The following is a 25,124-nucleotide window of genomic DNA, read 5'->3' as shown; positions in this document are numbered from 1 at the left end:
AGATCGTCGTAGGAGACGTCCCCGAGCACATGACCGGCCAGCAGAGAGGCGAGCGCCCCGGCCGGGCGATGCGCCGGCCGGGGCGGGGTGCTCATACGGCCCTGTCGGGACCCTCGGTCCCCGTCAGGGGCACTCGTGTCAGCTCAGGGACGCGAGCGCCTCGTTCCAGGTGGCCGACGGGCGCATGACCGCGGCCGCCTTGGCCGGGTCGGGCTGGTAGTAGCCGCCGATGTCGGCCGACTGGCCCTGGACGGCGATCAGCTCGTCGACGATCTTCTGCTCGTTCGCGGTGAGCGCCTCGGCGAGCGGGGCGAACGCCTTGGCCAGGTCCGCGTCGTCGGTCTGCTGGGCCAGCTCCTGCGCCCAGTACAGGGACAGGTAGAAGTGGCTGCCGCGGTTGTCGATGCCGCCGACGCGACGGGTCGGGGACTTGTCCTCGTTGAGGAAGGTCGCCGTGGCGCGGTCCAGCGTGTCCGCGAGGACCTTCGCGCGGGTGTTGCCGGTGGCCGTCGCGTACTGCTCCAGGGACGGCACCAGCGCGAAGAACTCACCGAGGGAGTCCCAGCGCAGGTAGTTCTCCTTGACCAGCTGCTGGACGTGCTTCGGCGCGCTGCCGCCGGCGCCCGTCTCGAACAGGCCGCCGCCCGCCATCAGCGGGACGACCGACAGCATCTTGGCGCTGGTGCCCAGCTCCAGGATCGGGAAGAGGTCGGTCAGGTAGTCGCGCAGGACGTTGCCGGTCACCGAGATGGTGTTCTCGCCGCGGCGGATGCGCTCCACGGACAGCTTGGTGGCCTCGACCGGCGGCAGGATGCGGATGTCCAGGCCCTCGGTGTCGTGCTCCGCCAGGTACGCGTTGACCTTGGCGATCAGGTTGGCGTCGTGCGCGCGGGTCTCGTCCAGCCAGAAGACGGCCGGGTCGCCGGTGGCGCGGGCGCGGGTGACGGCCAGCTTCACCCAGTCCTTGATCGGCGCGTCCTTGGTCTGGCAGGCGCGGAAGATGTCGCCCTCGGCGACCGGCTGCTCGATCAGCACGTTGCCGGCCTGGTCGACCAGGCGGACCGTACCGGCGGCCTTGATCTCGAAGGTCTTGTCGTGGGAGCCGTACTCCTCCGCCTTCTGCGCCATGAGGCCGACGTTCGGGACCGAGCCCATGGTCGACGGGTCGTAGGCGCCGTTCGCGCGGCAGTCCTCGATCACGGCCTGGTAGACACCGGCGTACGAGGAGTCCGGCAGCACCGCCAGGGTGTCGGCCTCCTGGCCGTCCGGGCCCCACATGTGGCCGGAGGTGCGGATCATGGCCGGCATCGAGGCGTCCACGATCACGTCGGACGGCACGTGCAGGTTGGTGATGCCCTTGTCGGAGTCGACCATGGCCAGCGCCGGGCCCTCGGCGAGCTCGGCGTCGAAGGACGCCTTGATCTCGGCGCCGTTCGGCAGCGCGTCCAGGCCCTTGAGGATGCCGCCCAGACCGTCGTTCGGGGACAGACCGGCGGCGGCGAGGGCCTCGCCGTACCGCTCGAAGGTCTTCGGGAAGAAGGCGCGCACCACGTGGCCGAAGACGATCGGGTCGGAGACCTTCATCATCGTGGCCTTGAGGTGCACGGAGAACAGGACGCCCTCCTCCTTGGCGCGGGCGACCTGCGCCGTGAGGAACTCGCGCAGCGCGGCCACGCGCATCACGGAGGCGTCGACGACCTCGCCCTGAAGGACCGGTACGGACTCGCGCAGGACGGTGGTGGAACCGTCCTCGGCGACCAGCTCGATCTTCAGCGCGCCGGCCTCGGAGATCACGACGGACTTCTCGGTGGAGCGGAAGTCGTTCTGGCCCATGGTCGCCACGTTCGTCTTGGACTCGGCGGTCCAGGCGCCCATGCGGTGCGGGTGGGTCTTGGCGTAGTTCTTGACCGAGGCGGGGGCGCGGCGGTCGGAGTTGCCCTCACGCAGGACCGGGTTCACGGCGGAGCCCTTGACCTTGTCGTAGCGGGCCTGGATCTCCCGCTCCTCGTCGGTCTTCGGGTCGTCCGGGTAGTTCGGCAGCGCGTAGCCCTGGCCCTGCAGCTCGGCGATCGCGGCCTTGAGCTGCGGGATCGACGCTGAGATGTTCGGCAGCTTGACGATGTTGGCCGCGGGCGTCTTGGCGAGCTCACCGAGCTCGGCGAGGTGGTCCGGGATGCGCTGGTCCTCGGTCAGGTACTCCGGGAACACCGCGATGATGCGGCCGGCCAGCGAGATGTCCCGCGTCTCCACGGCGACACCCGCCTGCGAGGCGTACGCCTGGACCACCGGCAGGAAGGAATACGTCGCCAGGGCCGGGGCCTCGTCAGTGTGCGTATAGATGATGGTCGAGTCAGTCACCGGGTGCTCCGCTCCACGTCTGCAACATTGCTCGACATCAAGATATCTCGTGATCGACCCGTACTCGACAGGGGTCCGCACACAGCCGGCCGGACGCGGGCCGGTCCGCCGCGTCCGGAGCAAGAGGAGGCACTGCCTCCGTGCAACCTGACGGGCCGCTGAGGCAGTCATGTAGGGAGATCACCGATCCGGAGATCACCGATCCGGCGGCCGGTCCTGACCACCCGGCCGCCCGAGCGAAGGCGGACCATGAGATATCGCACCCGAGTGACGGCCCCCGCGGCCGCCCTGATCGGCAGCGCGGCCGTCCTGGCCGGCGCGCCCACCGCCCACGCGACGCCGACGACCCGGACCACGGGGACGTCGGCCGCCAGGACCTCCGGCACGCCCGGCCCCGAGACCCTCGGCGACCCCGTCTTCCCGGCCCTCGGCAACGACGGCTACCGCGTCGCGGCCTACCACCTCGACTTCGCCTACGACCCCGCCACCCGGACCGTCGACGCCACCGCGACCCTGAGGATCCGCACCACCCGGGCCCTGTCCCGCCTCTCCCTCGACGCCCTCGGCCTGGACGTCCGCGCGGTCCGCGTCGGCGGCCGCGAGGCGACGTACGAGCAGGTGGACGAGAAGCTGCGCGTCACGCCCGCACGGACCCTCCCCGCCAAGTGCCCGGTCACCGTCCGCGTCACGTACACGGCGGACCCGCGCCGTGATCTGCCCCACACCGGCTGGGTCGACACGCCGGACGGGTTCGCGGTGTGCTGCCAGCCGAACTCCGCCCACACCGTCTTCCCCTGCAACGACCACCCCTCCGACAAGGCCGACTTCTCCTTCCGCCTCACCGTCCCGGACGGCCTGCGCGGCGTGGCGACCGGTCTGCTCGTGCGCGCCGAGAGCCTGGAAGGCGGCCGCACGGCGTACACGTACCGCTCACGCGAGCCCATGGCCACCGAGCTGGTGCAGATCACGGTCGGCGACTACGTGGTCAAGGACCGGCAGGGCCCGCACGGGCTCCCGCTGCGGGACGTCGTCCCGACCGCGCGGGCCGAGGCGCTCGAACCGGCGCTCGCGCTGACACCACGGCTGGTGGAGTGGGTGGAGGCGCGGCTCGGGGCGTACCCCTTCGAGACGTACGGACTGCTGCCCTGCAACTCCGACGCCCCGGACGCCTTCGACTTCACCGGTCTGGAGACCCAGACCCTCACCCTCTACAAGCCGAACTACCTGCTCCAGGAGGAGAAGAAGATCGGCTCGCACATGATGCACGAGCTGGTCCACTCCTACTTCGGCAACAGCGTCAGCCCCGCCACCTGGGCCGACCTGTGGCTGAACGAGGGCCACGCCGACTTCTACGGACTGCTCTACCGCTACGAGCGCGGCTGGCCCGACTCCCTCGGCATGACCACCATGGAAGCCCGGATGAAGGACACCTACGCGCGCGGCGACCAGTGGCGCCGCGACTGGGGCCCGGTCGCGGCGCCTAACGCGGTCAACCTGTTCGAGCCCCAGCGCTACCTCGGTGGTGTCCTGGTCCTGTACGCGCTGCGCAACCTCGTCGGCGAGGACGCCTTCAGCGCCCTGGAACGCGCCTTCCTCGCCCGGTACCGCAACCGCTCGGCCTCGACGGCGGATTACATCGCCGTCGCCTCGGAGGTCTCGGGCCAGGATGTGTCCGGATTCCTGCGGGACTGGCTGTACGGCACGAAGACGCCGCGGATGCCCGGGCATCCGGACTGGACGGTCACCCCGGTGAACCCGTCGCTCGTCGCGCCGCACAGCCGGCGGGGCGGCCACTACCACGACAACTCGGCCACCCTGTAGGCACCGGCCGGGCCGGTGGAGGTACGTCAGTCGAGGCGGACGGGGGTGATCTCGTCCGCCTCCTCGGGGCCGCGCTGCTGCGGGATCGCCACCGCCCCCTGCTGGATGGCCACCGTCCGCGTGGGCGCGGGGATGCGGATGCCCTCCAGGCGGTAGCGGCGGTGCAGGCGCTTGATGAACTCGTGCTTGATCCGGTACTGGTCGCTGAACTCGCCGACGCCCAGGATGACCGTGAAACCGATCCGCGAGTCGCCGAAGGTGTGGAAGCGGATGATCGGCTCGTGGTCCGGTACCGCCCCCTCGACCTCGGTCATCACCTCGCCGATGACCTCGTTCGTCACCCGCTCGACGTGGTCCAGGTCGCTGTCGTAGGCGACGCCGACCTGGAGCAGGATCGTCAACTGCTCCTCGGGACGCATGAAGTTGGTCATGTTGGTCTTCGCGAGTTCCCCGTTGGGGATGACGACCAGGTTGTTGGACAGGTTGCGGACCGTGGTCTGGCGCCAGTTGATGTCCTCGACGTAGCCCTCCTCACCGCTGCTCAGCCGGATGTAGTCGCCGGGCTGGACGGTCTTGGAGGCGAGGATGTGGATGCCCGCGAAGAGGTTCGCGAGCGTGTCCTGCAGCGCCAGGGCGACCGCCAGACCGCCGACGCCCAGGGCGGTGAGCAGGGGCGCTATGGAGATGCCCAGGGTCTGCAGCACCACCAGGAAGCCGATGGCCAGGACCAGGATCCGGGTGATGTTGACGAAGATGGTGGCCGATCCGGCGACGCCGGGGCGGGACTGGGTGACCGTCCGCATGAGCCCGGCGACGCCGCGGGCCACCGCCAGCGTCACGACGAAGATGAACAGCACGGTCAGGGTCTGGTTGACGTTGTGCTGGACCGTGGGGGTCAGCGGCAGCGCCGCGCCCGCGGAGGCCGCGCCGCCGAGGAACGCCGCCCAGGGCACCACCGTCCGCAGCGCCGCCACGATGACGTCGTCGCCGCTCCAGCGGGTGCGGTCGGCGTGCTTGCCCAGCCAGCGCAGCAGCATCCGCAGCAGGAAGGCCGCAAGCAGCCCCGCCGCCAGCGCGATCCCGGCGACGACCAGGTCGTCCACAGTGAGCGCTCGGTTCACCGGTCACCCCCGGAAGGAAGAGTTGCGGCGAATCCCTTCGCCGACGGCCGGATGGGGAGTCTCGTCACGTTGTCACCTGCTCGATTTCCGCGATGTGCCGTCGCGCCGGTCACCCGTCCCCCGAGACCGGCGCGAGGGCTCATCCTGCCGTATCGGGTACACGTGTTCGTGCCAGGATCGTCGGCCGGACGGCCTCATCGGTCGCTTTCGGGCATTCTCTCCTGAATGCCGGGACGACACGGAGGGCCGAACGACCCCTCTTCGAGGCTCACTCGGCGCTCGCGCGCGCCGCCCGGGGGCCGTTTTCCGCCGCGCACGCCCCTGGGCACCAGGGGCAGAAGTCGATCCCTGTGCCGGACGTGGCCGGCCGCTGCCGGGCCGCCGGTCGGTGGCCGCGACGGCCGTGGAGAATGCCGAACGGGCGGTGCGGTCGAGGACTTCGGCCGGCTGGAGGGCGCCGAGTGCCACGGGCGGCAGGGGTGCGTGGACCCGATGCGGTCGGTGGCGTTCGCCTGAAGCGCCTGCGTTCCGCGCCCACGACGTCCGTCTGCGGCCCCGCGTCTCCCTCGCCGGCACTGCCGGCACCACCGACACCGAACCCGGCCCTCACGCGTCCCCGAACGAGCCGTGCCGCCCTGCCCCGGAGGCGAACCGTGCCGCGCCCTCCAGGCTCTCCGCCAACACGCCCATGCCATACCGGAGTTCGCCCCGAAGCGCCGCCCCTTCGTCCAGGCCCTCCTGGTCCAGCACGGACGCGCGGTCGGCGCGCAGGCAGGCCTGCGGGAACCGGGCGATCGTGGCGGCCAGCTCCTCCGCCTCGGCGCGGGCGCGTCCCCTCGGCACCACGCGGTTGGCGAGTCCGATGGCGTGGGCCTCGCTCGCCGGGACCGGCCGTCCGGTCAGGACCAGGTCCAGGGCACGGCTCGTGCCGATCAGCCGCGGCAGCCGTACCGTGCCGCCGTCGATGAGCGGCACGCCCCAGCGACGGCAGAACACCCCGAAGACGGCGTCCTCCTCGGCCACCCGCAGATCGCACCACAACGCCAGTTCCAGGCCCCCGGCCACGGCGTGTCCGGCCACCGCGGCGATCACCGGCTTCGACAGCCGCAGCCGCGTCGGCCCCATCGGACCGTCGCCCTCCTCGGTGACCTGGTTGCCCCGCTCGCCGCCGAGCGCCTTGAGGTCGGCGCCCGCGCAGAACGTGCCGCCCTCACCCCACAGCACCGCCACCCGCGCCTCGTCGTCCGCCTCGAACCCGCGGAAGGCGGCGGCCAGTTCGGCCGCCGCGGGGCCGTCGACCGCGTTGCGGACCTCGGGGCGGGAGAGGACGACAGTGGTGACGTGTCCCTGACGCTCGACGCGGACCGGCATGGCGGGGCCCCTTTCCGTGGGTGGAGCCCGCACGTTACTGACCCGTCAGATGACCTTCCAGCGCACCAGCGCCCCCAGCGTCAACGCCCCCGGCAGCAGCGGAAGCCACACCGTGATGATCCGGTACGCCAGCACCACCGCCGTCACCACCGCCACCGGGCCGCCCACCGCCACCAGCGCCACGACCAGCGCCGCATCGACCGAGCCCAGCCCGCCCGGCGTGGGCACCAGGGCGACGGCGACGGTCGCCGCCAGATACGCGAGCGCCATGTGGACCGGCGGCACGTCGAGGCCCAGGGCGAACCCCACCAGCACGAGCCCCGAAGCCTGTAGCACGGGAAAGGCCAGCGAGCCGCCCCACAACGCCAGCGCCCGGGACGGACGAGTGTGCACCGAGCGTGCCTCGCCCAGCGCGGTGCGCAGGAACGACAGCACGGCGGCGCGCAGCCGGCGTACGAAGGCGAAGGCGGCCACTCCCACGACCGCCGCCGCCCCGAGGGCCAGCAGCAGCGGGCCCCTGGCTCCCTCCGGCAGCAGCGGCCCGAGCCGCAGCGCGTCGGGGAACGCGATGAGCAACGCGGCCAGCAGGCCGACCCGGGCCACGCTCTCCGCCAGCAGATACAGCGCCAGCGCGGCCGAGGAGCGGGCGAGCGGCAGGCCGCACACCGTCATGAAGCGCAGGTTGACCGCGCTCGCGCCCAGCCCGGTGGGCAGCAGGTGGTTGGCCGCGCCGGCCGCGAACTGGGTGACGACCAGCCGCAGTCCGGGCAGCCGGTCGACCACGGCCCCCTGCCGGGTCACCGCCGCCGCGACCCAGGTCAGACAGGTGACGCAGGCCGCGGCGAGCAGCCACGGCCACTGGGCCGTCGCCAGATGGCCGATGCCCTCGGCGAGCACGGACCGGTGCCGCACCGCCACCACGGCGACGAGGACGAGCGGGAGCAGGCACAGGATCCGGCGGAGCGGGACCCGCCGGAGCAGGCGTCCCGCGGGGAGTCGTAGGGCTGTCACACCCGCAGAGGCTCTCCGCGCCGCCACAACGGCGGGTTGCGGCAGCGGGGACGGCGTCTTACGGACCGGCTGCGGACGGATCCCGATCACCGCGAACCCGCCGATACCGACGCTGTTGACCTCAACAAAGCTTGAGGTTCTACGTTCCTTCCCATGAGCATGGAAACCACAGCCTGGACCCAGCTGCACAGTGTCATGAACGCCGAGCGGGAGCGCCGCCCGTTCGCCCGCGCCACGCTGCGCCGCATCGGCGCGTTCGCCCGCCCGCACCGCAAGAGGATCGCGTTCTTCGTCGTGCTCGGGGTGATGACCGCGCTTCTCGCCGTCGCGACGCCCGTACTCGCCGGACACGTCGTCGACACGATCGTGACGGGCGGCGACGAGGGCACGGTCGTCCGTCTGGCCCTGCTGATCGCCCTGATCGCGGTGGCGGAGGCGGTGCTCGGGATCCTCGCGAGGCGTCTGTCGGCGACGCTCGGGGAGGGACTCATCCTCGATCTGCGGACGGCTGTGTTCGATCATGTGCAGCGCATGCCGGTCGCGTTCTTCACACGTACTCGTACGGGAGCGCTGGTCTCCCGTCTCAACAACGACGTGATCGGCGCGCAGCGCGCCTTCAGCAACACCCTGTCCGGAGTGGTCAGCAACCTCGTCACGCTGCTGCTCACCCTCGCCGTCATGCTCACCCTGTCCTGGCAGATCACCCTGCTCGCCCTCGTCCTGCTCCCGGTGTTCGTGATCCCGGCCCGGCGCATGGGTCATCGCATGGCCCGCATGCAGCGGGAGGCGGCCACGCTCAACGCGGCGATGGGCACCCGCATGACCGAACGCTTCTCCGCGCCCGGCGCCACCCTCGTCAAGCTGTTCGGGCGCCCCGAGGAGGAGTCGGAGGAGTTCGCGGCCCGGGCCCGCCGCGTCGCGGACATCGGCGTACGGACCGCCACCGCCCAGTCGGTGTTCATCACCGCCCTCACCCTGGTCTCCGCCCTGGCCCTCGCCCTGGTCTACGGCCTCGGCGGCTGGTTCGCCCTGCGCGGCACGCTGGAGCCCGGCGCCGTCGTCTCGCTGGCGCTGCTCCTGACCCGGATGTACGCCCCGCTCACCGCGCTCGCCGGCGCCCGCGTCGAGGTCATGAGCGCCCTCGTCAGCTTCGAGCGGGTCTTCGAGGTGCTCGACCTCAAGCCGCTGATCGAGGAGAGGCCCGACGCGACGAAGGTCCCCGACGGCCCGGTGTCCGTGGAGTTCGACAACGTCCGCTTCGGCTACCCCGCCGCCGACAAGGTCTCCCTCGCGTCCCTGGAGGAGGTCGCGACCCTCGACACGCGCGGCGGCGCCGAGGTGCTGCACGGCATCTCCTTCCGCGCCGAACCAGGGCACACCATCGCCCTCGTAGGCTCGTCCGGCGCGGGCAAGTCGACCGTCGCCCAACTGCTCCCGCGGCTGTACGACGTCGACGAGGGCGCCGTGCGGATCGGCGGCGTCGACGTCCGCGACCTGAGCGCCGCCTCCCTGCGCGCCACCCTCGGCATGGTCACCCAGGACGGCCACCTCTTCCACGACACCGTCCGCGCCAACCTACTGCTCGCCCGCCCCGGCGCCGACGACGCCGAACTCTGGGACGCGCTGCGCCGCTCCCGCCTCGACGACCTCGTACGGTCCCTGCCCGACGGCCTCGACACCGTGGTCGGCGAGCGCGGCTACCGCCTCTCCGGCGGTGAACGCCAGCGGATGACCATCGCCCGGCTGCTGCTGGCCCGTCAGCGCGTCGTCATCCTCGACGAGGCCACCGCCCATCTCGACAACACCTCCGAGGCCGCCGTCCAGGAGGCGCTCACCGAGGCGCTGGAGGGCAGGACCGCCGTGGTGATCGCGCACCGGCTGTCCACCGTGCGGGCGGCCGACCTGATCCTGGTCGTCGAGGCCGGGCGGATCGTCGAACGCGGCACGCACGAGGAGCTGTTGGCGGCCGGTGGCCGCTACGCCGAGCTGTACCGGACCCAGTTCGAGGAGCGGCCCGGTGAGTTCCCGGAGGTCGGGGCGGCGGCGTGAACCCGCCGACGCGCGGCAGCGCGACGAGGGGGTCGGTATTCGGCCAAGGTCGACAGCCGTACCTATCACGAACACACAAACCTCGACAGGATCGTTGCTTCCCCTTGGTTCACAACCTAGTGTGCGTTCGGTTTCCCAACAGCACCGCACAGGAACTGACGCTCCCTCACAGCCGTGCAGCGCCGCACTGTCGTCCAGAGGAAGGCCCCCGTCGATGCCGAACTCCCCCCTGTCTCCCGTCGGTCCGACCCGCTCCCCGGGTGTGCCGGTCAGCCGCCGCCGTCTTCTGGAGGGGGGAGCCGCCGTCCTCGGCGCGCTCGCCCTCTCCGGACCCTCCGCCATGGCCCGCGCGGCCGACGGGGCCGACGCGCCGGCCGGCTCCCCGGAGTGGAACGGCCGCATCGATGTCTTCCAGATCGGCACCCAGCCGCCCCACACCACGCTCATGCCGTACGCGGACGTCAGACAGGCGCTCGACGCCGACCGCACGAAGTCGCCGTACCGGCTGAGCCTCGACGGGAAGTGGAAGTTCGCCTACGCGGACCGGCCCGACGACCGGGACACCGACTTCCACCGCACCGACGTCGACGACAGCGACTGGGACAGCATCCCGGTCCCGTCCGCCTGGCAACTGCACGGCTACGACTTCCCGATCTACGTCAACATCACCTACCCCTGGTGGGGCCCCAACGGCCTCGGCGAGGAGCCGCGGCCCCCGGCCGCCCCGACCCGCTACAACCCGGTCGGCCAGTACCGGCGCACCTTCACCGTCCCCCGCGACTGGTCGGGACGGCGCACGTTCCTGCACTTCGAGGGCGTCAAGTCGGCCCACTACGTGTGGATCAACGGCACACTCGTGGGCTACCACGAGGACTCCTTCACGCCCGCCGAGTACGACATCACCGACCACCTCAGGCCCGGCACCAACCAGATCGCGGTCGAGGTGTACCGCTACTCGGACGGTGAATGGCTGGAGGACCAGGACATGATCCGGCTGAGCGGCATCTTCCGCTCGGTCTACCTGTACTCCACACCGTCCGTGCACCTGCGCGACTTCAGGCTGGACACGCCGCTGAGCGACGACTACAAGGCAGCCGAGCTGAAGGTCACGGCGAGCGTGCGCGACTACGGCGGCGGCGACGGCGGCCGGTACACCGTCGACACCATGCTGTACGACGCCGACGGCCACCCCGTCTGGTCACGCCCGTTGCAACAGCCCGTGGACGTCCCGGCCGGCGAGGAGGCCACCGCCGAGGCCGCCAGGGCCGTACCCGCGCCGAAGCTGTGGTCGGCCGAGCACCCGAACCTCTACACCGCCGTCCTGTGCCTGCGCGACCCCGCGGGCCGGGTCATCGAGACCCTCTCGCACCGCGTGGGCTTGCGCGAGTTCGCGCTCAAGGACGGCCTGATGCGCATCAACGGCAAGCCCGTCTCCTTCCGCGGCACCAACCGGCACGAGATGCACCCCGAGCGCGGCATCGCCCTCACCCGTGCGGACATGGTCGAGGACATCGAGATCTGCAAGCGGATGAACATCAACAGCGTCCGCACCTCGCACTACCCCAACAACCCGCTGTGGCTGGAACTCGCCGACGAGTACGGCCTGTACCTCGTCGACGAGGCCAACGTCGAGACCCACGGCGTCCGTAACGAGTACCCGGGCAACCACCCCGAGTGGACCAAGGCGTGCGTGGCCCGCGCCAAGAACATGGTCCACCGCGACAAGAACCACGCCTCGGTGGTCATCTGGTCCCTCGGCAACGAGGCGGGCGGCGGCACCACCTTCAACGCCATGTACGACTGGATCAAGTCCTACGACACCACCCGCGTCATCCAGTACGAGGGCGACGACCGCCCGGGCATCAGCGACATCCGCTCCGAGATGTACGACACCCCTCAGCGCGTCGAGGTCCGCGCGAAGGACACGAACGACAAGCGGCCGTACGTGATGATCGAGTACTCCCACGCGATGGGGAACTCCAACGGCAACTTCAAGAAGTACTGGGACCTGGTCCGCCGCTACGACGTTCTGCAGGGCGGCTGGATCTGGGACTTCGTCGACCAGGCCCTGTACTGGCCGACACCGACGCGCAAGCGGTTCACCGAGCAGGGCCCGGGGCGGCTGCGCGGTGAGATCCTCGCCCCGAGCGGCACCTTCGACCGCGCCAAGGGGGTCTTCGGCGGTACGGTCTTCGCCCGCGACGCCCGACTGGACCTCACCGGTTCGCTGACCCTGGAGGCATGGGTCACCCCGCACGTGACCGGCTACCACCAGCCGATCATCGCCAAGGGCGACACCCAGTACGCCCTGAAGCAGACCGACAGGAACCTGGAGTTCTTCATCCACGGCGGCGGCCAGTGGGTCACCGCGAGCTGGGCGCTGCCGGACGACTGGACCGGCCGTGAGCACCACATCGCGGGCGTCTTCGACGCGGACGCGGGCACGGTGACCCTCTACGTCGACGGGACGGCCCGCGCCACCCGGACCACCACCCGGCGCCCGAGCAGCAACACCGCGCCCCTCGCGCTCGCCACCGACGTGGACAACTGGACCCGGGAGTTCAGCGGCACCATCCGCCGGGCGCGCGTGTACGCCCGTGCCCTGAGCGCCGCCGAACTCGCCTCCGACGGGCGCGGACCGGGCGGCGACGGCGTGCGGTTCTGGTTCGACGCCGCCACCGTCGGCCTCACCGAGAAGCGGCCGCGCGAGAAGCGGTTCCTCGCCTACGGCGGTGACTGGGGCGACAACCCCAACGACGGGAACTTCGTCGCGGACGGCATCGTCACCGCCGACCGCGGCCACACCGGCAAGGCCGCCGAGGTCAAGCGGATCTACCAGGCGATCAACGTCTCCCGCGCCTCGGGCGGCGGCCCCGGCGCGGTCACCCTCAGCAACGAGAACCTCTTCACCAACCTCCGCGAGTTCGACGGCCGCTGGTCCCTGGTCGCCGACGGAAAGGCCGTACAGCGAGGGAAACTGACCCGCGCTCAGCTGGACGTGCCACCGCTGTCCAGCAAGGACATCACCGTGCCGCTCCGGCTGCCCGCCCACCCGGCGCCCGGCACCGAGTACTTCCTCGAACTCTCCTTCACCACCAGGGAGTCCACGAAGTGGGCGAGGGCCGGCTTCGAGGTGGCCCGGCAGCAGCTCCCCGTCGACGCGGGCAGCCCCGCCGTGACGCCGGTGCCGCTCGCGCGCGTCCCGGCCCTGCGGTACGACGACGGCGCGGAGTCCGTCACCGTGACCGGCCGCGGTTTCTCCGTCACCGTCGACAAGCGCAGCGGCGTCATCACCTCGTACGAGGCCGCGGGCACCCGGCTGCTCACCTCCGGCCCGGTGCCGAACTTCTGGCGTGCCCCCACCGACAACGACAAGGGCAACGGCCAGCACACCCGCAACCAGACCTGGCGCGACGCGGGCACCAACCGCAAGGTCACCGACGTCACCGTGCGCGCCCTGCGCGACCGGGCCGTCGAGATCAAGGTCAGCGGCACCCTGCCGACCACCACCGAGTCGTCGTACTCCACCACGTACACGGTCTTCGGCAACGGCGAGATCAAGGTCGACAACACGCTGCACCCGGGCGCGTCGAACCTGCCGTACATTCCCGAGGTCGGCACCCTGCTGTTCCTGCCGCGCCGCCTGGACCGCCTGCACTACTACGGCCGCGGCCCCGAGGAGAACCACTGGGACCGCAACAACGGCACCGACGTCGGCCTGTACTCCGGGACCGTCGCCGACCAGTGGACCCCCTACATCCGCCCGCAGGAGAACGGCAACAAGACCGACGTCCGCTGGGCCGCCCTCACCGACCGCGGCGGCCACGGCCTGCTCGTCTCCGGCGACGGGCTGCTGGAGGTCAACGCCTCGTACGTCACCCCCGAGGACCTGTCCGGAGGCGTGCGCCACGACTACCAGATCGACCCGCGCGATCAGGTCGTCCTGCGTGTGAGCCACCGGCAGATGGGCGTCGGCGGCGACAACAGCTGGGGCGCGCACACGCACGACGAGTACAAGCTGTTCGCCGACCGCGACTACTCCTACACCTACCGGCTGCGCCCGCTGTCCGACGCCGGCGAGGCGATGGCGGCGTCACGCAGGCCCACCGCGGTGGAGTGACCCGACGCGACCGGGGTCCCGGCACATCGCCGGGACCCCGTGCGCACGACCGGAGGCTACTTGGGGTCGCGGTTGAACAGTGACGTGGACCAGACGTAGCCGAGCCCGGCCAACCCCACGCACCAGGCCACGGCCAGCCACCCGTTGTGGCCGATCTCGCTGCCGAGCAGCAGCCCCCGCAGCGTCTCGATGGCCGGGGTGAACGGCTGGTACTCGGCGACCGGCTGGAACCAGCCCGGCATCGCGTCGACCGGCACGAAGGCGCTGGAGAGGAGCGGCAGGACCATCAGCGGCAGGGCGTTGTTGCTGGCCGCCTCGGCGTTCGGGCTGGACAGGCCCATCCCGACCGCGATCCAGGTGAGCGCCACGGAGACGAGCGCCAGCAGCCCGAACGCCGCCAGCCACTCCAGGGCGGTCGCGTCCGTGGACCGGAAGCCGATCGCCACGGCGACGGCCCCGACGAGGACCACGCTCATCACGCACTGCAGCACGCTGCCGACGACGTGCCCGATGAGTACCGACCCGCGGTGGATGGCCATCGTGCGGAAGCGGGCGATGACGCCCTCGGTCATGTCGTTGGAGACGGACACCGCGCTGCCGATGGTGGTGCCGCCGATGGTCAGCATCAGGATGCCCGGGACCAGATACGCGAGGTACTCGGACCGATCGGCATCGCCGGCCCCGAGACCGGCGCTCATCACATCGCCGAAGATGTAGACGAACAGCAGGAGCAGCACGACCGGCGTGAACAGCAGGTTCAGCGTCAGGGACGGGTAGCGCCGCGCGTGCAGCAGGTTGCGGCGCAGCATCGTGGACGAGTCACGCACGGCGAGGGAGATCCGGGTCGGGCGGGTGGGAGTCAGGGGAGTGCTCATCGGACGGCCTCCTTGGGCTGGTTCGGCTGGTCGGTGCCGCCGGTCAGGGCGAAGAACACGTCGTCGAGGTCGGGGGTGTGCACGGTCAGCTCGTCCGCCTCGATGCCGACGGAGTCCAGCCAGTCGAGGAGGGAGCGCAGCTCGCGCTGGCTGCCGTCGCTGGGGATCCGCAGCGCCAGCGCCTCGTCGTCCCGGGTGACCTCGCGCAGCGCGGAGGCGGCCCCGCGGTACGCGTCCGGGTCGGAGAAGCGCAGCCGGACGTGTCCGCCGGGGATGAGCCGTTTCAGCTCCTCGGCGGTGCCCTCGGCGGCGATCCTGCCGTCGTTGAGCACGGCGATGCGGTCGGCGAGTTGGTCGGCCTCCTCCAGGTACTGGGTGGTGAGGAAGACGGTGACGCCGTCGGAGACGAGTTCGCGGACGATCTGCCACATGCTGTGGCGGGAGCGCGGGTCCAGGCCGGTGGTCGGCTCGTCGAGGAAGATGATCCGCGGGTTGCCGACGAGGGTCATGGCGATGTCGAGGCGGCGCTTCATGCCGCCGGAGTAGCTCTGGGCGGGCTTCTTCGCGGCGTCGACGAGGTCGAACCGCTCCAGCAGCCCGGCGGTGACGCGCCGTCCCTCGCGCTTGGACAGGTGGTGCAGGTCCGCCATGAGGAGCATGTTCTCCTCGCCGGTGATCAGCCCGTCGACGGCGGAGAACTGCCCGGTGACCCCGATCGCGGCACGCACGGCCTGCGGGTCGGTGGCGAGATCGTGGCCCGCGACCTGGGCTTGTCCGCCGTCGGCGGTGATGAGCGTGGACAGGATCTTCACGACGGTGGTCTTGCCGGCGCCGTTGGGTCCGAGCAGCGCGAACACGGACCCGGCCGGGATACGCAGGTCGATGCCGTCGAGGACGGTCTTGTCGCCGTACGACTTGCGCAGAGCGACGGTGGAGACGGCGGCGGGATGCTGCGGACCGCTGGGCCGACTGGACGTGGGCATGACAGATGAAGGCATGTGGCCCTCCGTTAGAAGGCATGAGTCGTAGGGGGGGTCGGTCGAGGTGGTGCCGCTCAGGCCCGGGCGCGGCGGACGTCGATGTTGCCGTACTTGGTGCGGGCGCGGACCTTGACGGTGTCCTCGGTCTGCTCGGGGGCCTCGGACGCGGTGAGCGTGTTGCGTACCTGGCCGGAGTTCGAGCTGACGTCGAGCCAGGCGGCGGTGCCCTCGCGGATGCCGACGTCGATGGCGCCGTAGCTGGTCTCCAACTGGACGGTGCCGCGGGCCACATCGTCCACGCGTAGGGTGCCGTGGGCGGTGGTGGCGGTGACCGAGTCCTCCGCGCGCCGGATTTCGATGTCTCCGTTGGCGCCGTGCACCCGCAGCTCGCCGGTCGCGGCGCCGACGGTTGTCGTGCCATGCGAGTTCTTCAGGACGGCGGGGCCGTCGATGACACCGACGCGTAGGCTGCCGGAGCTGGTGGTGATCTCGGCCATGCCCTCGACCCGGTCCACGGTGATCGAGCCGTGCGACGCGGTCAGACGCAGAGGGCCGGTGGTGTCGAAACGGGCGTCCCCGGACGAGGTCTTCACACGGACCTCGCCGAGCCGGCCCTCACCGAGCACCTGGGTCCAGGCGCCGGTCATGTCGATGTGTGAGCCCGTGGGCAGTTCGACCGTGACGTCGACGGTGCCGGTGCGGCCGAACAGGTTGGTCTTGGGTGTCCTGACGGTCAGTAGGCCGTTCGCACAACTGACCTCGGTCTGGTCGGCCGTCCGCACGTCCAGGTCCTTCTTCGGGTCGCGCGGCCGCACCTCGACGACGGTGTCGACGCGGTTGCCCGCGGTGAACTGAAGGGAACCGGCTTCCACGCGGGCCATGACCGAGATCGCTTCGGGGGTGTCGAAAGAAGGCATGGCTGTCCCGTCCTCTTGAGTCTGTGGGGCGTCCCCGCTGGTGGGACGTGGTGTGGGTGAAGTGGTGCGGTGCGGGCGGGGGCGCGGCTAGCGCACCCAGCCCGTGAAGCTCTGTCCGACGGTCTGGGTCTTCTGCGTCGTACGCGGCCGGGCGCCGCCGTCGACCGCGGCCGACACGGCCCGCACCAGCCACGCGTTGACCGACAGGCCCTCGCGGCTCGCGGCCTCCTCGGCGCGGGCCTTGAGATGGGCCGGCAGGCGCAGGTTGACGCGGGCGGTGCCACCCTCGTCGCCGTCGGCCGGGGCCGGGGTCCTGAACGGTTCGACGGGCGCGGCAGGCTCCGCGGGGGCGCCGGCGTCGACGGGCGGCGGTGTCACCACGAAGTCGGGGTCCAGCCCGCGCAGCCGTACGTCGACCGAGCCGGGGGCGAGTTCACGGGTGATCTCGTCCATCGCGGCGGAGAGCACGTTGAGCATGGTCAGCCGGGTCGCCGACTCCAGCGGAGCGGTGAGCCTCTCGGCCAGCGCGCGGGCTTCGTCGCCACCGGCTTCGGCAGCCACCGCGAGTTCACGGCGGAGGGCGTCGACATACGGGGTGAGGTCCATGGCGCCATCATGGCACCGTTGTGGCGCCACATGCAAGTCTTGGTGGCGTTATGCGAGGGCTGGTGATGAGGGATGCGGCTCTGACCTGCGGAAATGCAGAGACGGCATCGAGTGGCTCCAGATGGCACCGGATGATGCCAAGCGGTGCCACTCGATGCCGTGTGATGCCGTCCCTCAGGACTCAGCGGGAGTCAGCCGCCATACGGTCAGGTCGAACGCGAAGGCGGTGGAGCAGGACAGCGGGACCCTCTGGCCGAGCACGTCCACCGCGGCGACCGTCCGAAGCGGGGTGTGGGTGCCCTTGGTGATCACGTAGTGGCCCGCCGGGTCCTCGATGACCTCGTGTACGGGCTTGGGTCGGCCCGCGGCCGCGTACGTGCCGCTGATGACGGCGTCGCCCGCCGGTTCGGCCGTGTCGTCCAGCTTCCTGACCGGGATGCCGGCCGCGATCGTCCCGCCGGAGAACAGCGCGGTGCCCTCCGGTCCGAATCCGCCGCCGTATTCCCCCTGCGGCGTCTCGACCGACAGACCGGCGTGCGAGCCGAACGCGGAGTTCTGGTACAGATCCACCGTGACGGTGACACCTGCTGACTGCCCGCTGCAGGACAGGGCGTAGCCCTTCTCGACAGTCCTGACCGGCTTGGATCCGCCCTCCGCCGCCGGAGCGGCCTGGGCGGCCTGGGCGGCCTGGGCGGTCCCGCCGGCGGTGACTGCCATCCCGGCGCCTATGAGACAGGCCAGCGTGACTCGTGCCATGGTTCTCAATTCGGTTCCCCCCTGGGCTCTGGGCCCATGTGTGTCGTTGTGCGTGTGCAGCAGGATCTGAGACACGCGAGATACGTGTGGGGTTGTACCGAAGGGAACGGGCGGCGGCTGGTCGCGGTTCCTCCGAGCGCCGCGCGCGCGGTTTCGGCGATGAGGTGGTCGAGGGGGTCGTTCATGCTGGGCTTGTCCCCGGCCGCGGCCGTGCGCGGCGGGAGCGCACGGCGATTTCCTCCGTACGGAGCACATCGCGCCGGGTGCCTCACGACCAGCGAATCAGTGCCTTCCGTTTGTGGTTCCGTGTGCGCCCTCGGTGTGCCGCCGTGCGCCGCTGCATGCATGTGACAGCGGCATGGACGCTGGTGTCGGGGCAAGCACTGGAGGGGGCCGTGGTTGCGTCGGACCAGCGTCGGTCTCGGCCGAACACCCGCCTGCGGGCTTTGATCTCCGAGGCCGGCTGGACGCAGGAGGCCCTTGCGCGGGCGGTCAAGGCCGTCGGGGCGGAGGCGGGCGTCGCCCTCTACTACGACCGCACCGCGGTGGGCCACTGGCTCGCGGGCGCGCTCCCGCGGCAGGCGGCGCGGCTTTTTGTCGTGGAGGCACTCGCCCGGCGGCTGGGACGGCCGGTTGGCGCCGAAGAAGCGGGCTTTCCGCCCGAGCGTCTTCCGGTGCCGGATCCGCGAAGTGCCGTTGCGCACCCGGTCGTGGCGCTGGAACGCCTCGCCCAGGACTCGTTGATGATGTTGTCCGGGCGCGGTGAGGGGCGTCCCTTCCGCGTTGCCTCCGTCGCCGTCCCGGGCTGGCCGTACGCACGTCCGGACGGTGTGGGCGCAGACGATCCCGGGGAGATGGCACCGCCGTTCGAACTTCGGGAACTGCAGGCTGTGGAACGGTTTTTCGCGGCCTCGATCGACTCCTTCGGCGGAGTTCACGCCCGCCGGGCGCTGCTTGCCTACGTGGGCCATGACGTGACGAGGCTGTACCCCTCCCGCCCTTCCCGGGACAGGCACGGCGCGGTGCTGTGCGGCGCCGCCCGGCTCGCCTACCTGGCGGCACGGATGAGCGGCGACGCCGGGCGCAACGGCGCGGCCCAGCTGTGTCTGGAGCACGCGATGGGCCTCGCCGCCGCTGCCCGTGACCCGGTGACCTGGGCACTGGCTCTGCGCGGGATGAGCGAACGCGCGTGCCTGCTCGGGCATGTGGCGGCGGCGGTTCAGGCGGCGCAGGGTGCGCAGGCCGTCGGTCTTGCCGGGGTGCCGTGGCACACGCGGGCGTTCGTGCTGGCACAGAGCGGGGTCGCGCATGCCGCGGCCGGCAGCCGCCGTGACGCGCTGACCGCCCTGAACGCGGCGGAGCGCGCTCTGGAGCGGGCGGCACTGTCCGATTCCGAAGGCGCGCGGTCCGGGCCGTTCGACAGCTACCCGAGGGCGGCGCTCGTCTACCAGCAGGGGCAGACACTGCGTGCTCTCGGTGACCTGGAGGGCGCGCTCCGCGCCTGGCGTACGTCGCTGGACCTGCGCGCGGACAGCGACTGCCGGGGCCGGATGCTGACGCACTGCCAGATGGCGAGCACCCTGCTGGCGGCCGGAGAACTGGAGGAGAGCTGCTCCGCGGCCGGCGCCGCTGCGGACCTTGCCGTGGCGATCCATTCCGAGCAGGCGCGCAACGCGCTGAAGCGGCTGACACGCGAACTGGTGCCCTATCGCCGTTCCCCTGTCGTCCGGCAGCTGATGCGCCGCCTCCGGCAGACACCGGAGGCAGTGCGGTAGCCCGATACGGAAGTTGAACCGCCGCATAGTTTCCACACATCCGGCGGCACAGCGCGCCACACACCTTCGGTTGGCGGGGCAGTCGGGCAGACATGGAGAAAGAATCGGCGCACAGGCAGGGCAACCAGGACAAGCACCCTGGTGAAGATCGTGGGGTGGTGCATCTCTTCCCCGGCCAGGGGGACTTTCCGGTGGCCCCGCTGCTGCGCGCGGTCACGGCGCACAAGCGCGTGCGGTCTGCCGCGGACGAGGTCTTCGCCGCAGTCGACGCCGTGGCAGTCGAGCGGGGGCTGCGACCGCTGGGGCCCTGGCTCCTCGGCCCGGAGCCACCGCGTGGCCGTGACCTGGCGCGCGCCGGTACCGGTCTGCCGCACCTGTTCATGTACGGGGCGTGCCTCACGGCGCATCGGGCGCTGGAGAGCCGGCACGGTGAACCCCGGGCCGTGCTGGGGGTGAGCTTCGGGGAGATCCCCGCGCTCACCGCCGCGGGTGTCCACAGCCTTGCCGACGGCGCCCGGATCGCGCATGACCTGGCCGTGGTGCAGTTCGTCTGCCCCGGCGGGCTGACGCTGCTGGCCTGCGGGGAGCACGCGGCGCGGGCACTGACCCGTGCCGCGGGTGGCGGGGCGGTGGTGGCCTGCGTCAACAGCGACGCCGAGACCGTGGTCAGCGGCCCGCTGCCGCAGTTGGCGGCAGTCGAGGAGTCGGCCGTCGCGACAGGGGTGCGGGCGGTGCGGCTGCCTCTGCCGTACGCGGCCCATCATCCGGGCTTGAGCGCGCAGGCAGACCGCTTCGCCGCCGCCGTGCGCCGCTATCCGCGGCACGAGGCACGCCGCGTGATCTATTCCGCCGTGGCCGGGCACGCCCACAGGCCCGACGACGACTTCGCGCTGCGGCTGGCCGACTGCCTGATACGCCCCGCCCACATCCCCCAGGTCGTGCGCCAAGTCGCCACCCATCGGCCGGCGGCCCTCTACGAGACCGGGACCGGCGGTTCGCTCACCCGCAGCGTCCGCGCCGTACTGGGGCGCGAGGCGCCCGCGGCGCACGCCCCGCTGGCCGATGAGGCCTTCCCCTGGTGAGCCGTACCGGCACCCCGACGGCATCAAGTCATCCAGTCATCCGGAGTCCTTGCATGAACGTGTCCCAAGCGCGGCGGCGCGGTGCGCCCTCCGCCCGGTCGGAACTCGACCGCCTCATCAACGGGCCATGCGATCCGGCCTTCCTGGAGGAACTACGCGTCGCGCTCGTCCCGGCCGACGAACCCGGGACGGGTACGGGCGAGGCGCCGGTCCGGCGGCTGCGTCGGCTGGCCCGTCTGCTCCCGCCCGCCCGCGACCTGTACCGGGAGCCGGCGAAGCTCGCCGCCCTGCAGGCGTGGGCGGCGGTCGCCGACCCGGCGCTCAGCATGGCCGCCCTCATCCATTACCAGCTGTGCCTCGGTTCACTGGTGATGCTCGGCCCGGAGCCCGACCGGCTCAAGAACGTCTTCGAGGCGCTGGAGACCGGTCGCGTGAAGGGCTGCTACCTGATCACCGAGGTCGGCTCGGCCAACAGCCACCTGGCCACCCGTACCGAGGCCGCCTGGGATCCGCGGACCGGGGACTTCGTGCTCCACACCCCGGACCCGGGTGCCGCGAAGTTCGGCAGCACGGGCCCGTCGGGCGGCGCCCAGATCGCCGTCGTCCTGGCCCGCCTGACCGTGCGCGGCACCGACTGCGGGGTGTTCGCCTTCGCCGTCGACCTGACGGACGAGCGCGGCACGCCGCTGCCCGGGGTGGAGATGTCCTCCCCGCTGAAGACCGGCACGCTCCCGCTCGACCACGCCCAAGTGCGTTTCCACCGGCTCCGGTTGCCCGCCGAGCGCTGGCTGAGCGACTCGGCCGCGATCGATGAGCACGGCACCTTCCACGATCCGCTGGGCACCCCGCAGCGCCGGTTGCAGCGCACCCTGTGCGTCGGTCAGAGCCTGTGGGGAACCCTGCCCTCCGCCGCAGCTGCCGTCAGCCGCCAGTCCGCGTTCCTGGCCCTGCGCTACGCCCGGCACCGCCCCACTCAGGGACGCCTGGCACCCGGGGTGCCGCTGCTCCAGTACCGCACTCAACAGCACGCCGTGCTCGGCGCGTTCGCCGACGCCTTCGCGCTGACCTGCGCGGCCGGGCAGGCACGGGAGCTGTGGGCCGCCTCGATGCGCCAGGAGGCGCAAGGCGCGGTGGACGACCTCGCGGTGGACGACCTTGCGGTGGGCGACCCGGCGGCGGGTGACGCGATGTCCTTCGGTCCCTGGGCAGCCGTCAGCCGCCCGCTGGCCGCCTACAAGGCCCACGCCGTCCGTACGGCCGCTCGCGTCGTCGGCGACTGCCAGGACCACTGCGGCTTTTCCGGGCACCTCGATGTGAACCGCTTGCCGGGCTACCACGGCTTCTTCCGCGCCTTCGAAGCCGCCGGCGGCGACTGCAAGCTGATCCTGTTCGACCTGGGCCGCGCCCTGGCCGCCGAGGAGTACCCGCGCCCCGCGAGCATGGAGCTACCCGGTGAGGCCGGTGGCGCCGACTGGTGGGCCGCGGTGTGCCGGGCCCGCGAGCGCGCGCTGGCCCTTGAGCTCAAGGAGCTGAAGGAGCGTCAGAAGCGTCTGGCAGGCAGTGACTTCGACTGCTGGAACCCGCTGCTGGGCCGGGCGGGAGAACTCGGCGAGGCATACGCGGAGCGGCTGGCGGCCGAGGACACCGCCCGCGTGCCGGCCGACGTACGGGACCCGGAGCTGCGGGCCACGCTGGAGCCGCTGGCCGCCCTGCACGGGGTACTGGCGGCGCGGCGCCGGGCCGGCTCGCTCCTGGCCTGTGGCGTGCTCGACCGGGAGCAGGCCGCCCGGCTGCCGGAGGCCGCCGACCGGCTCTGTGACGCGCTGCTGCCCCGACTGCCGCTGCTGGAGGAGGCGTTCGGCCACCCCCAGGAGGTGATGACCGCTCCGCTCGGCGAGCCCGACTACCAGCAGGCGCTCGCCGGGGCACTGGCCTGGCGGACGGGAGGCGACCCGGCATGAGCACCCACCCGACCGGCGCATCCCGACCCCGCATCGGCGTCCTCGGCCTCGGCGGATACCTCCCGCCGCGGGTCCGCGGCAACAGCGAGGTCGCCCGTGCCGCCGGGGTGAGCCCCGAGTGGATCAGCGAGCGTACCGGCGTGCACGCCCGGCACGTCGCCGCACCCGACCAGGCCGCCTCCGACCTGGCCACGGCCGCGGTACGCTCCGCCACCGAGGCGGCCGGGATCGAGCCCGGCGACCTCTCCCTGCTCATCTGCGCCACCTCCACCCCCGACGAACTGGGCCCCGCCACCGCCTGCCGCATCCAGGCGGCGCTCGGCGCGCAACGGGCAGTCGCCCTGGACGTGAGCGCGGCCTGCTCCGGCTGGCTGTTCGGCACCAAGGTCGCGCACGACTGGCTGGCCGGATCCGAACGGCCCGGCTACGCGGCCGTGGTGGGCGTGGAGGCGTACTCCAAGTTCCTCGACCCCACGGACCGGGCCACCTCCGTCCTGTTCGCCGACGGCGCGGCCGCCACCGTCCTCGGCCCGGTGCCGGACTCCTACGGCTTCACGGACTTCGCCCTCGGCTCCGACGGCAACCGCGCCGACTACGTGCTCATCCCTGCGGGCGGCAGCCGCATGCCCGCCGACCCGGGGACCCTGCGCGGCGGCGGTCACCGGATCCGGATGGACGGGCGAGCCGTGAGCCACTTCATGGACGAGATCTTCCCGCGCATCGTCGCCGACGCGCTCCACCGCAACGGCCTGACCGTCGAGGACATCGCCTGCCTGGCCTGCCATCAACCCAACCCCGCCGCTCTGCGCCGGCTCACCGCGCAGGTGGGCGTGCCCGCGGACCGCCTCGTGGTCATCGGCGACAGGGTCGGCAACATCGGCGCCGCCAGCGCCCCGTACGCGCTGGCCACGGCCGCCGCCCGCAACCTGCTGCACCCCGGCGACCGGGTGCTCCTCACCGTCTTCGGCGCCGGGATGACCTGGGGGACAGCCCTGCTGCACTGGAGCGGCGCCCGCGCCGTCGGCATCGACACCGCCCCCACCCCAACGGACACGGACGACGAAAGGCTGCCCACCTCATGACCACATCCCACCTCGGAAGCATCCTCGACTCCTTCCACCTCACCGGGGCGCGAGCCCTCGTCACCGGAGCCTCCCGGGGAATCGGCCGCGCCGTCGCCGAAGCCCTGGCCGAGGCGGGCGCGGACCTGGCTCTTTCCGCCCGCACCGAGGCCGCTCTGGAGGAAACGGCACGCGCGGTGGAGGCGCATGGTCGCAAGGGCGTGCTCGTTCCCGCCGACCTGGCGCAGTCCGTGTCCGCCCAGCGGGTCGCCGACGCCGCCGCCTCGGCGCTCGGCGGGCTCGACGTGCTGGTGCACAACGCGGGCGTGCTGCCCGTCGCCGAGGACGGCACCCCCGCGCTGCTGCCACTCCAGCAACTGCCGCAGCAGGCATGGGACGACGTCATCTCGGTGAACGTCAACGCCACCGCGGCGCTCTGCCGCGCCACCCACCCGTACCTGACGGAGTCGCGGCAGGCGAGCGTGGTGCTGATGTCGTCCATCGCCGGGCTGGTCGGCACCCCGCTGATGGAGTCCTACGCGGCGTCGAAGGCCGCCCAGGTCTCGCTCGCCCGCAGTCTCGCGGCCGGCTGGGCCCGGCAGGGCATCCGCGTCAACGCCTTGTGCCCCGGCTGGACGCGCACCGACATGACGTCCTTCGCGTACGGCACGGCGGCGGTCTCCGACTGGCTGATGGCACACGTCCCCATGGGCCGCTGGGCGGAGCCCGCTGAGGTGGCCACCGCGGCGCTGTTCCTCGCCTCCCCGGCATCCTCCTTCGTCACCGGGCACGCCCTCGTGGTCGACGGCGGCCTCGCCGTCCCGGACGGCGGTCTCGCGGGGATCCCCAAGCCGCCCTCGCCGTTCGCGGCCTGACCGCCGTCACCCCACTCCGCATCCCCGCACCCCGCACCCCGCATCCCCCCACCCCCGCACCCCGCATCCCCGGAGGACCGCTGCCATGTCTCCTGTCACCTTCGGCGCGCCCGGTACCGGCACCACGGCCGTGGTCGCCGGGACAGGCGGCTGCCTGCCGGCGCGCGTCCTGGCGAACGACGACGTGATCGCCGCCGGCGCGCTGAACACCACGGACGAGTGGCTACGCACCCGCACCGGCATCGCACGCCGCCGACGCGCCACTCCCGGAGCCGGCACCGGCGCCCTCGCCCCGAACTGCGCTGGACCGGCTTTCCCCCCGAGTCGCGCATCTGATTGCCGCACAGCACCTACCGGGCACGGCCGCCAACCGATGTGCCGGTCG

General features: G+C 71.9%; 17 protein-coding genes and 1 pseudogene. 9 read left to right on the top strand and 9 right to left on the bottom strand.

The window, feature by feature from the left end:
- Positions 1-138: 138 nt before the first annotated feature.
- Complete coding sequence (locus tag ABZ078_RS40640; protein WP_356583561.1) at positions 139-2,358, bottom strand: NADP-dependent isocitrate dehydrogenase; 2,220 nt, start codon at positions 2,356-2,358, stop codon at positions 139-141.
- Between the two features lie 249 nt (positions 2,359-2,607).
- Between ABZ078_RS40640 and ABZ078_RS40635 the strand changes: the two genes are divergently transcribed.
- Positions 2,608-4,179, top strand: a complete 1,572-nt coding sequence (locus ABZ078_RS40635) for a M1 family metallopeptidase (protein WP_356583560.1) — start codon at positions 2,608-2,610, stop codon at positions 4,177-4,179.
- A gap of 26 nt (positions 4,180-4,205) precedes the next feature.
- Here ABZ078_RS40635 and ABZ078_RS40630 read toward each other — a convergent pair whose 3' ends face one another.
- The 3 genes from ABZ078_RS40630 to ABZ078_RS40620 all read right to left on the bottom strand — a co-directional run bounded on the left by ABZ078_RS40630 (position 4,206) and on the right by ABZ078_RS40620 (position 7,682).
- A complete protein-coding gene (locus ABZ078_RS40630) occupies positions 4,206-5,300 on the bottom strand; it encodes a mechanosensitive ion channel family protein (protein ID WP_356583559.1) in 1,095 nt (364 codons plus the stop codon).
- Between the two features lie 606 nt (positions 5,301-5,906).
- The gene (locus ABZ078_RS40625; protein ID WP_356583558.1) at positions 5,907-6,671 is read right to left on the bottom strand and encodes a crotonase/enoyl-CoA hydratase family protein; all 765 of its coding nucleotides are present in this window, start codon (positions 6,669-6,671) and stop codon (positions 5,907-5,909) included.
- A gap of 45 nt (positions 6,672-6,716) precedes the next feature.
- Positions 6,717-7,682, bottom strand: coding sequence for a lysylphosphatidylglycerol synthase domain-containing protein (locus ABZ078_RS40620; protein WP_356583557.1), 966 nt, complete (start codon positions 7,680-7,682; stop codon positions 6,717-6,719).
- Positions 7,683-7,841: 159 nt separating this feature from the next.
- On the opposite strand from ABZ078_RS40620, the gene ABZ078_RS40615 reads away from it, so the two are divergent.
- Together ABZ078_RS40615 and ABZ078_RS40610 are read left to right on the top strand one after the other, a co-directional pair.
- Complete coding sequence (locus tag ABZ078_RS40615; RefSeq protein WP_356583562.1) at positions 7,842-9,731, top strand: ABC transporter ATP-binding protein; 1,890 nt, start codon at positions 7,842-7,844, stop codon at positions 9,729-9,731.
- 214 nt (positions 9,732-9,945) lie between these two features.
- Positions 9,946-13,851, top strand: a complete 3,906-nt coding sequence (locus ABZ078_RS40610; RefSeq protein ID WP_356583556.1) for a glycoside hydrolase family 2 TIM barrel-domain containing protein — start codon at positions 9,946-9,948, stop codon at positions 13,849-13,851.
- A gap of 56 nt (positions 13,852-13,907) precedes the next feature.
- Here the strand turns inward: ABZ078_RS40610 and ABZ078_RS40605 are convergent, their stop codons facing one another.
- The 5 genes from ABZ078_RS40605 to ABZ078_RS40585 all read right to left on the bottom strand — a co-directional run bounded on the left by ABZ078_RS40605 (position 13,908) and on the right by ABZ078_RS40585 (position 17,985).
- A complete protein-coding gene (locus tag ABZ078_RS40605) occupies positions 13,908-14,726 on the bottom strand; it encodes an ABC transporter permease (RefSeq protein ID WP_356583555.1) in 819 nt (272 codons plus the stop codon).
- Positions 14,723-15,724, bottom strand: coding sequence for an ATP-binding cassette domain-containing protein (locus ABZ078_RS40600; RefSeq protein WP_356583554.1), 1,002 nt, complete (start codon positions 15,722-15,724; stop codon positions 14,723-14,725). The genes ABZ078_RS40605 and ABZ078_RS40600 overlap by 4 nt, the downstream gene beginning before the upstream one ends.
- Positions 15,725-15,780: 56 nt before the next feature.
- Positions 15,781-16,623 (bottom strand): DUF4097 family beta strand repeat-containing protein, encoded by an 843-nt coding sequence (locus tag ABZ078_RS40595; RefSeq protein ID WP_356583553.1) that lies wholly within the window; start codon positions 16,621-16,623, stop codon positions 15,781-15,783.
- 87 nt (positions 16,624-16,710) lie between these two features.
- Positions 16,711-17,229, bottom strand: coding sequence for a hypothetical protein (locus ABZ078_RS40590; protein WP_356583552.1), 519 nt, complete (start codon positions 17,227-17,229; stop codon positions 16,711-16,713).
- A 174-nt stretch (positions 17,230-17,403) separates the two neighbouring features.
- A complete protein-coding gene (locus ABZ078_RS40585; RefSeq protein WP_356583551.1) occupies positions 17,404-17,985 on the bottom strand; it encodes a hypothetical protein in 582 nt (193 codons plus the stop codon).
- 446 nt (positions 17,986-18,431) lie between these two features.
- Here ABZ078_RS40585 and ABZ078_RS40580 point away from each other — a divergent pair, with 446 nt between their 5' ends.
- The 6 genes and pseudogenes from ABZ078_RS40580 to ABZ078_RS40555 form a co-directional block, all read left to right on the top strand.
- Entirely contained in the window at positions 18,432-19,760 is a 1,329-nt protein-coding gene (locus tag ABZ078_RS40580) for a hypothetical protein (protein ID WP_356583550.1), read from the top strand.
- Between the two features lie 155 nt (positions 19,761-19,915).
- Positions 19,916-20,842, top strand: coding sequence for an acyltransferase domain-containing protein (locus tag ABZ078_RS40575; protein ID WP_356583549.1), 927 nt, complete (start codon positions 19,916-19,918; stop codon positions 20,840-20,842).
- Between the two features lie 53 nt (positions 20,843-20,895).
- Entirely contained in the window at positions 20,896-22,803 is a 1,908-nt protein-coding gene (locus ABZ078_RS40570) for an acyl-CoA dehydrogenase (RefSeq protein ID WP_356583548.1), read from the top strand.
- Complete coding sequence (locus tag ABZ078_RS40565) at positions 22,800-23,885, top strand: ketoacyl-ACP synthase III (RefSeq protein ID WP_356583547.1); 1,086 nt, start codon at positions 22,800-22,802, stop codon at positions 23,883-23,885. The genes ABZ078_RS40570 and ABZ078_RS40565 overlap by 4 nt, the downstream gene beginning before the upstream one ends.
- Complete coding sequence (locus ABZ078_RS40560; protein WP_356583546.1) at positions 23,882-24,739, top strand: SDR family NAD(P)-dependent oxidoreductase; 858 nt, start codon at positions 23,882-23,884, stop codon at positions 24,737-24,739. Before ABZ078_RS40565 ends, ABZ078_RS40560 begins: the two co-directional genes overlap by 4 nt.
- Before the next feature lie 85 nt (positions 24,740-24,824).
- Positions 24,825-25,124 (top strand): annotated as a pseudogene (locus ABZ078_RS40555) (hypothetical protein); the annotation flags it as partial.

It is taken from the genome of Streptomyces sp. NPDC006385 (assembly GCF_040612485.1).
GTDB lineage: Bacteria > Actinomycetota > Actinomycetes > Streptomycetales > Streptomycetaceae > Streptomyces.
This window is presented reverse-complemented; position numbering and strand designations above follow the sequence as displayed.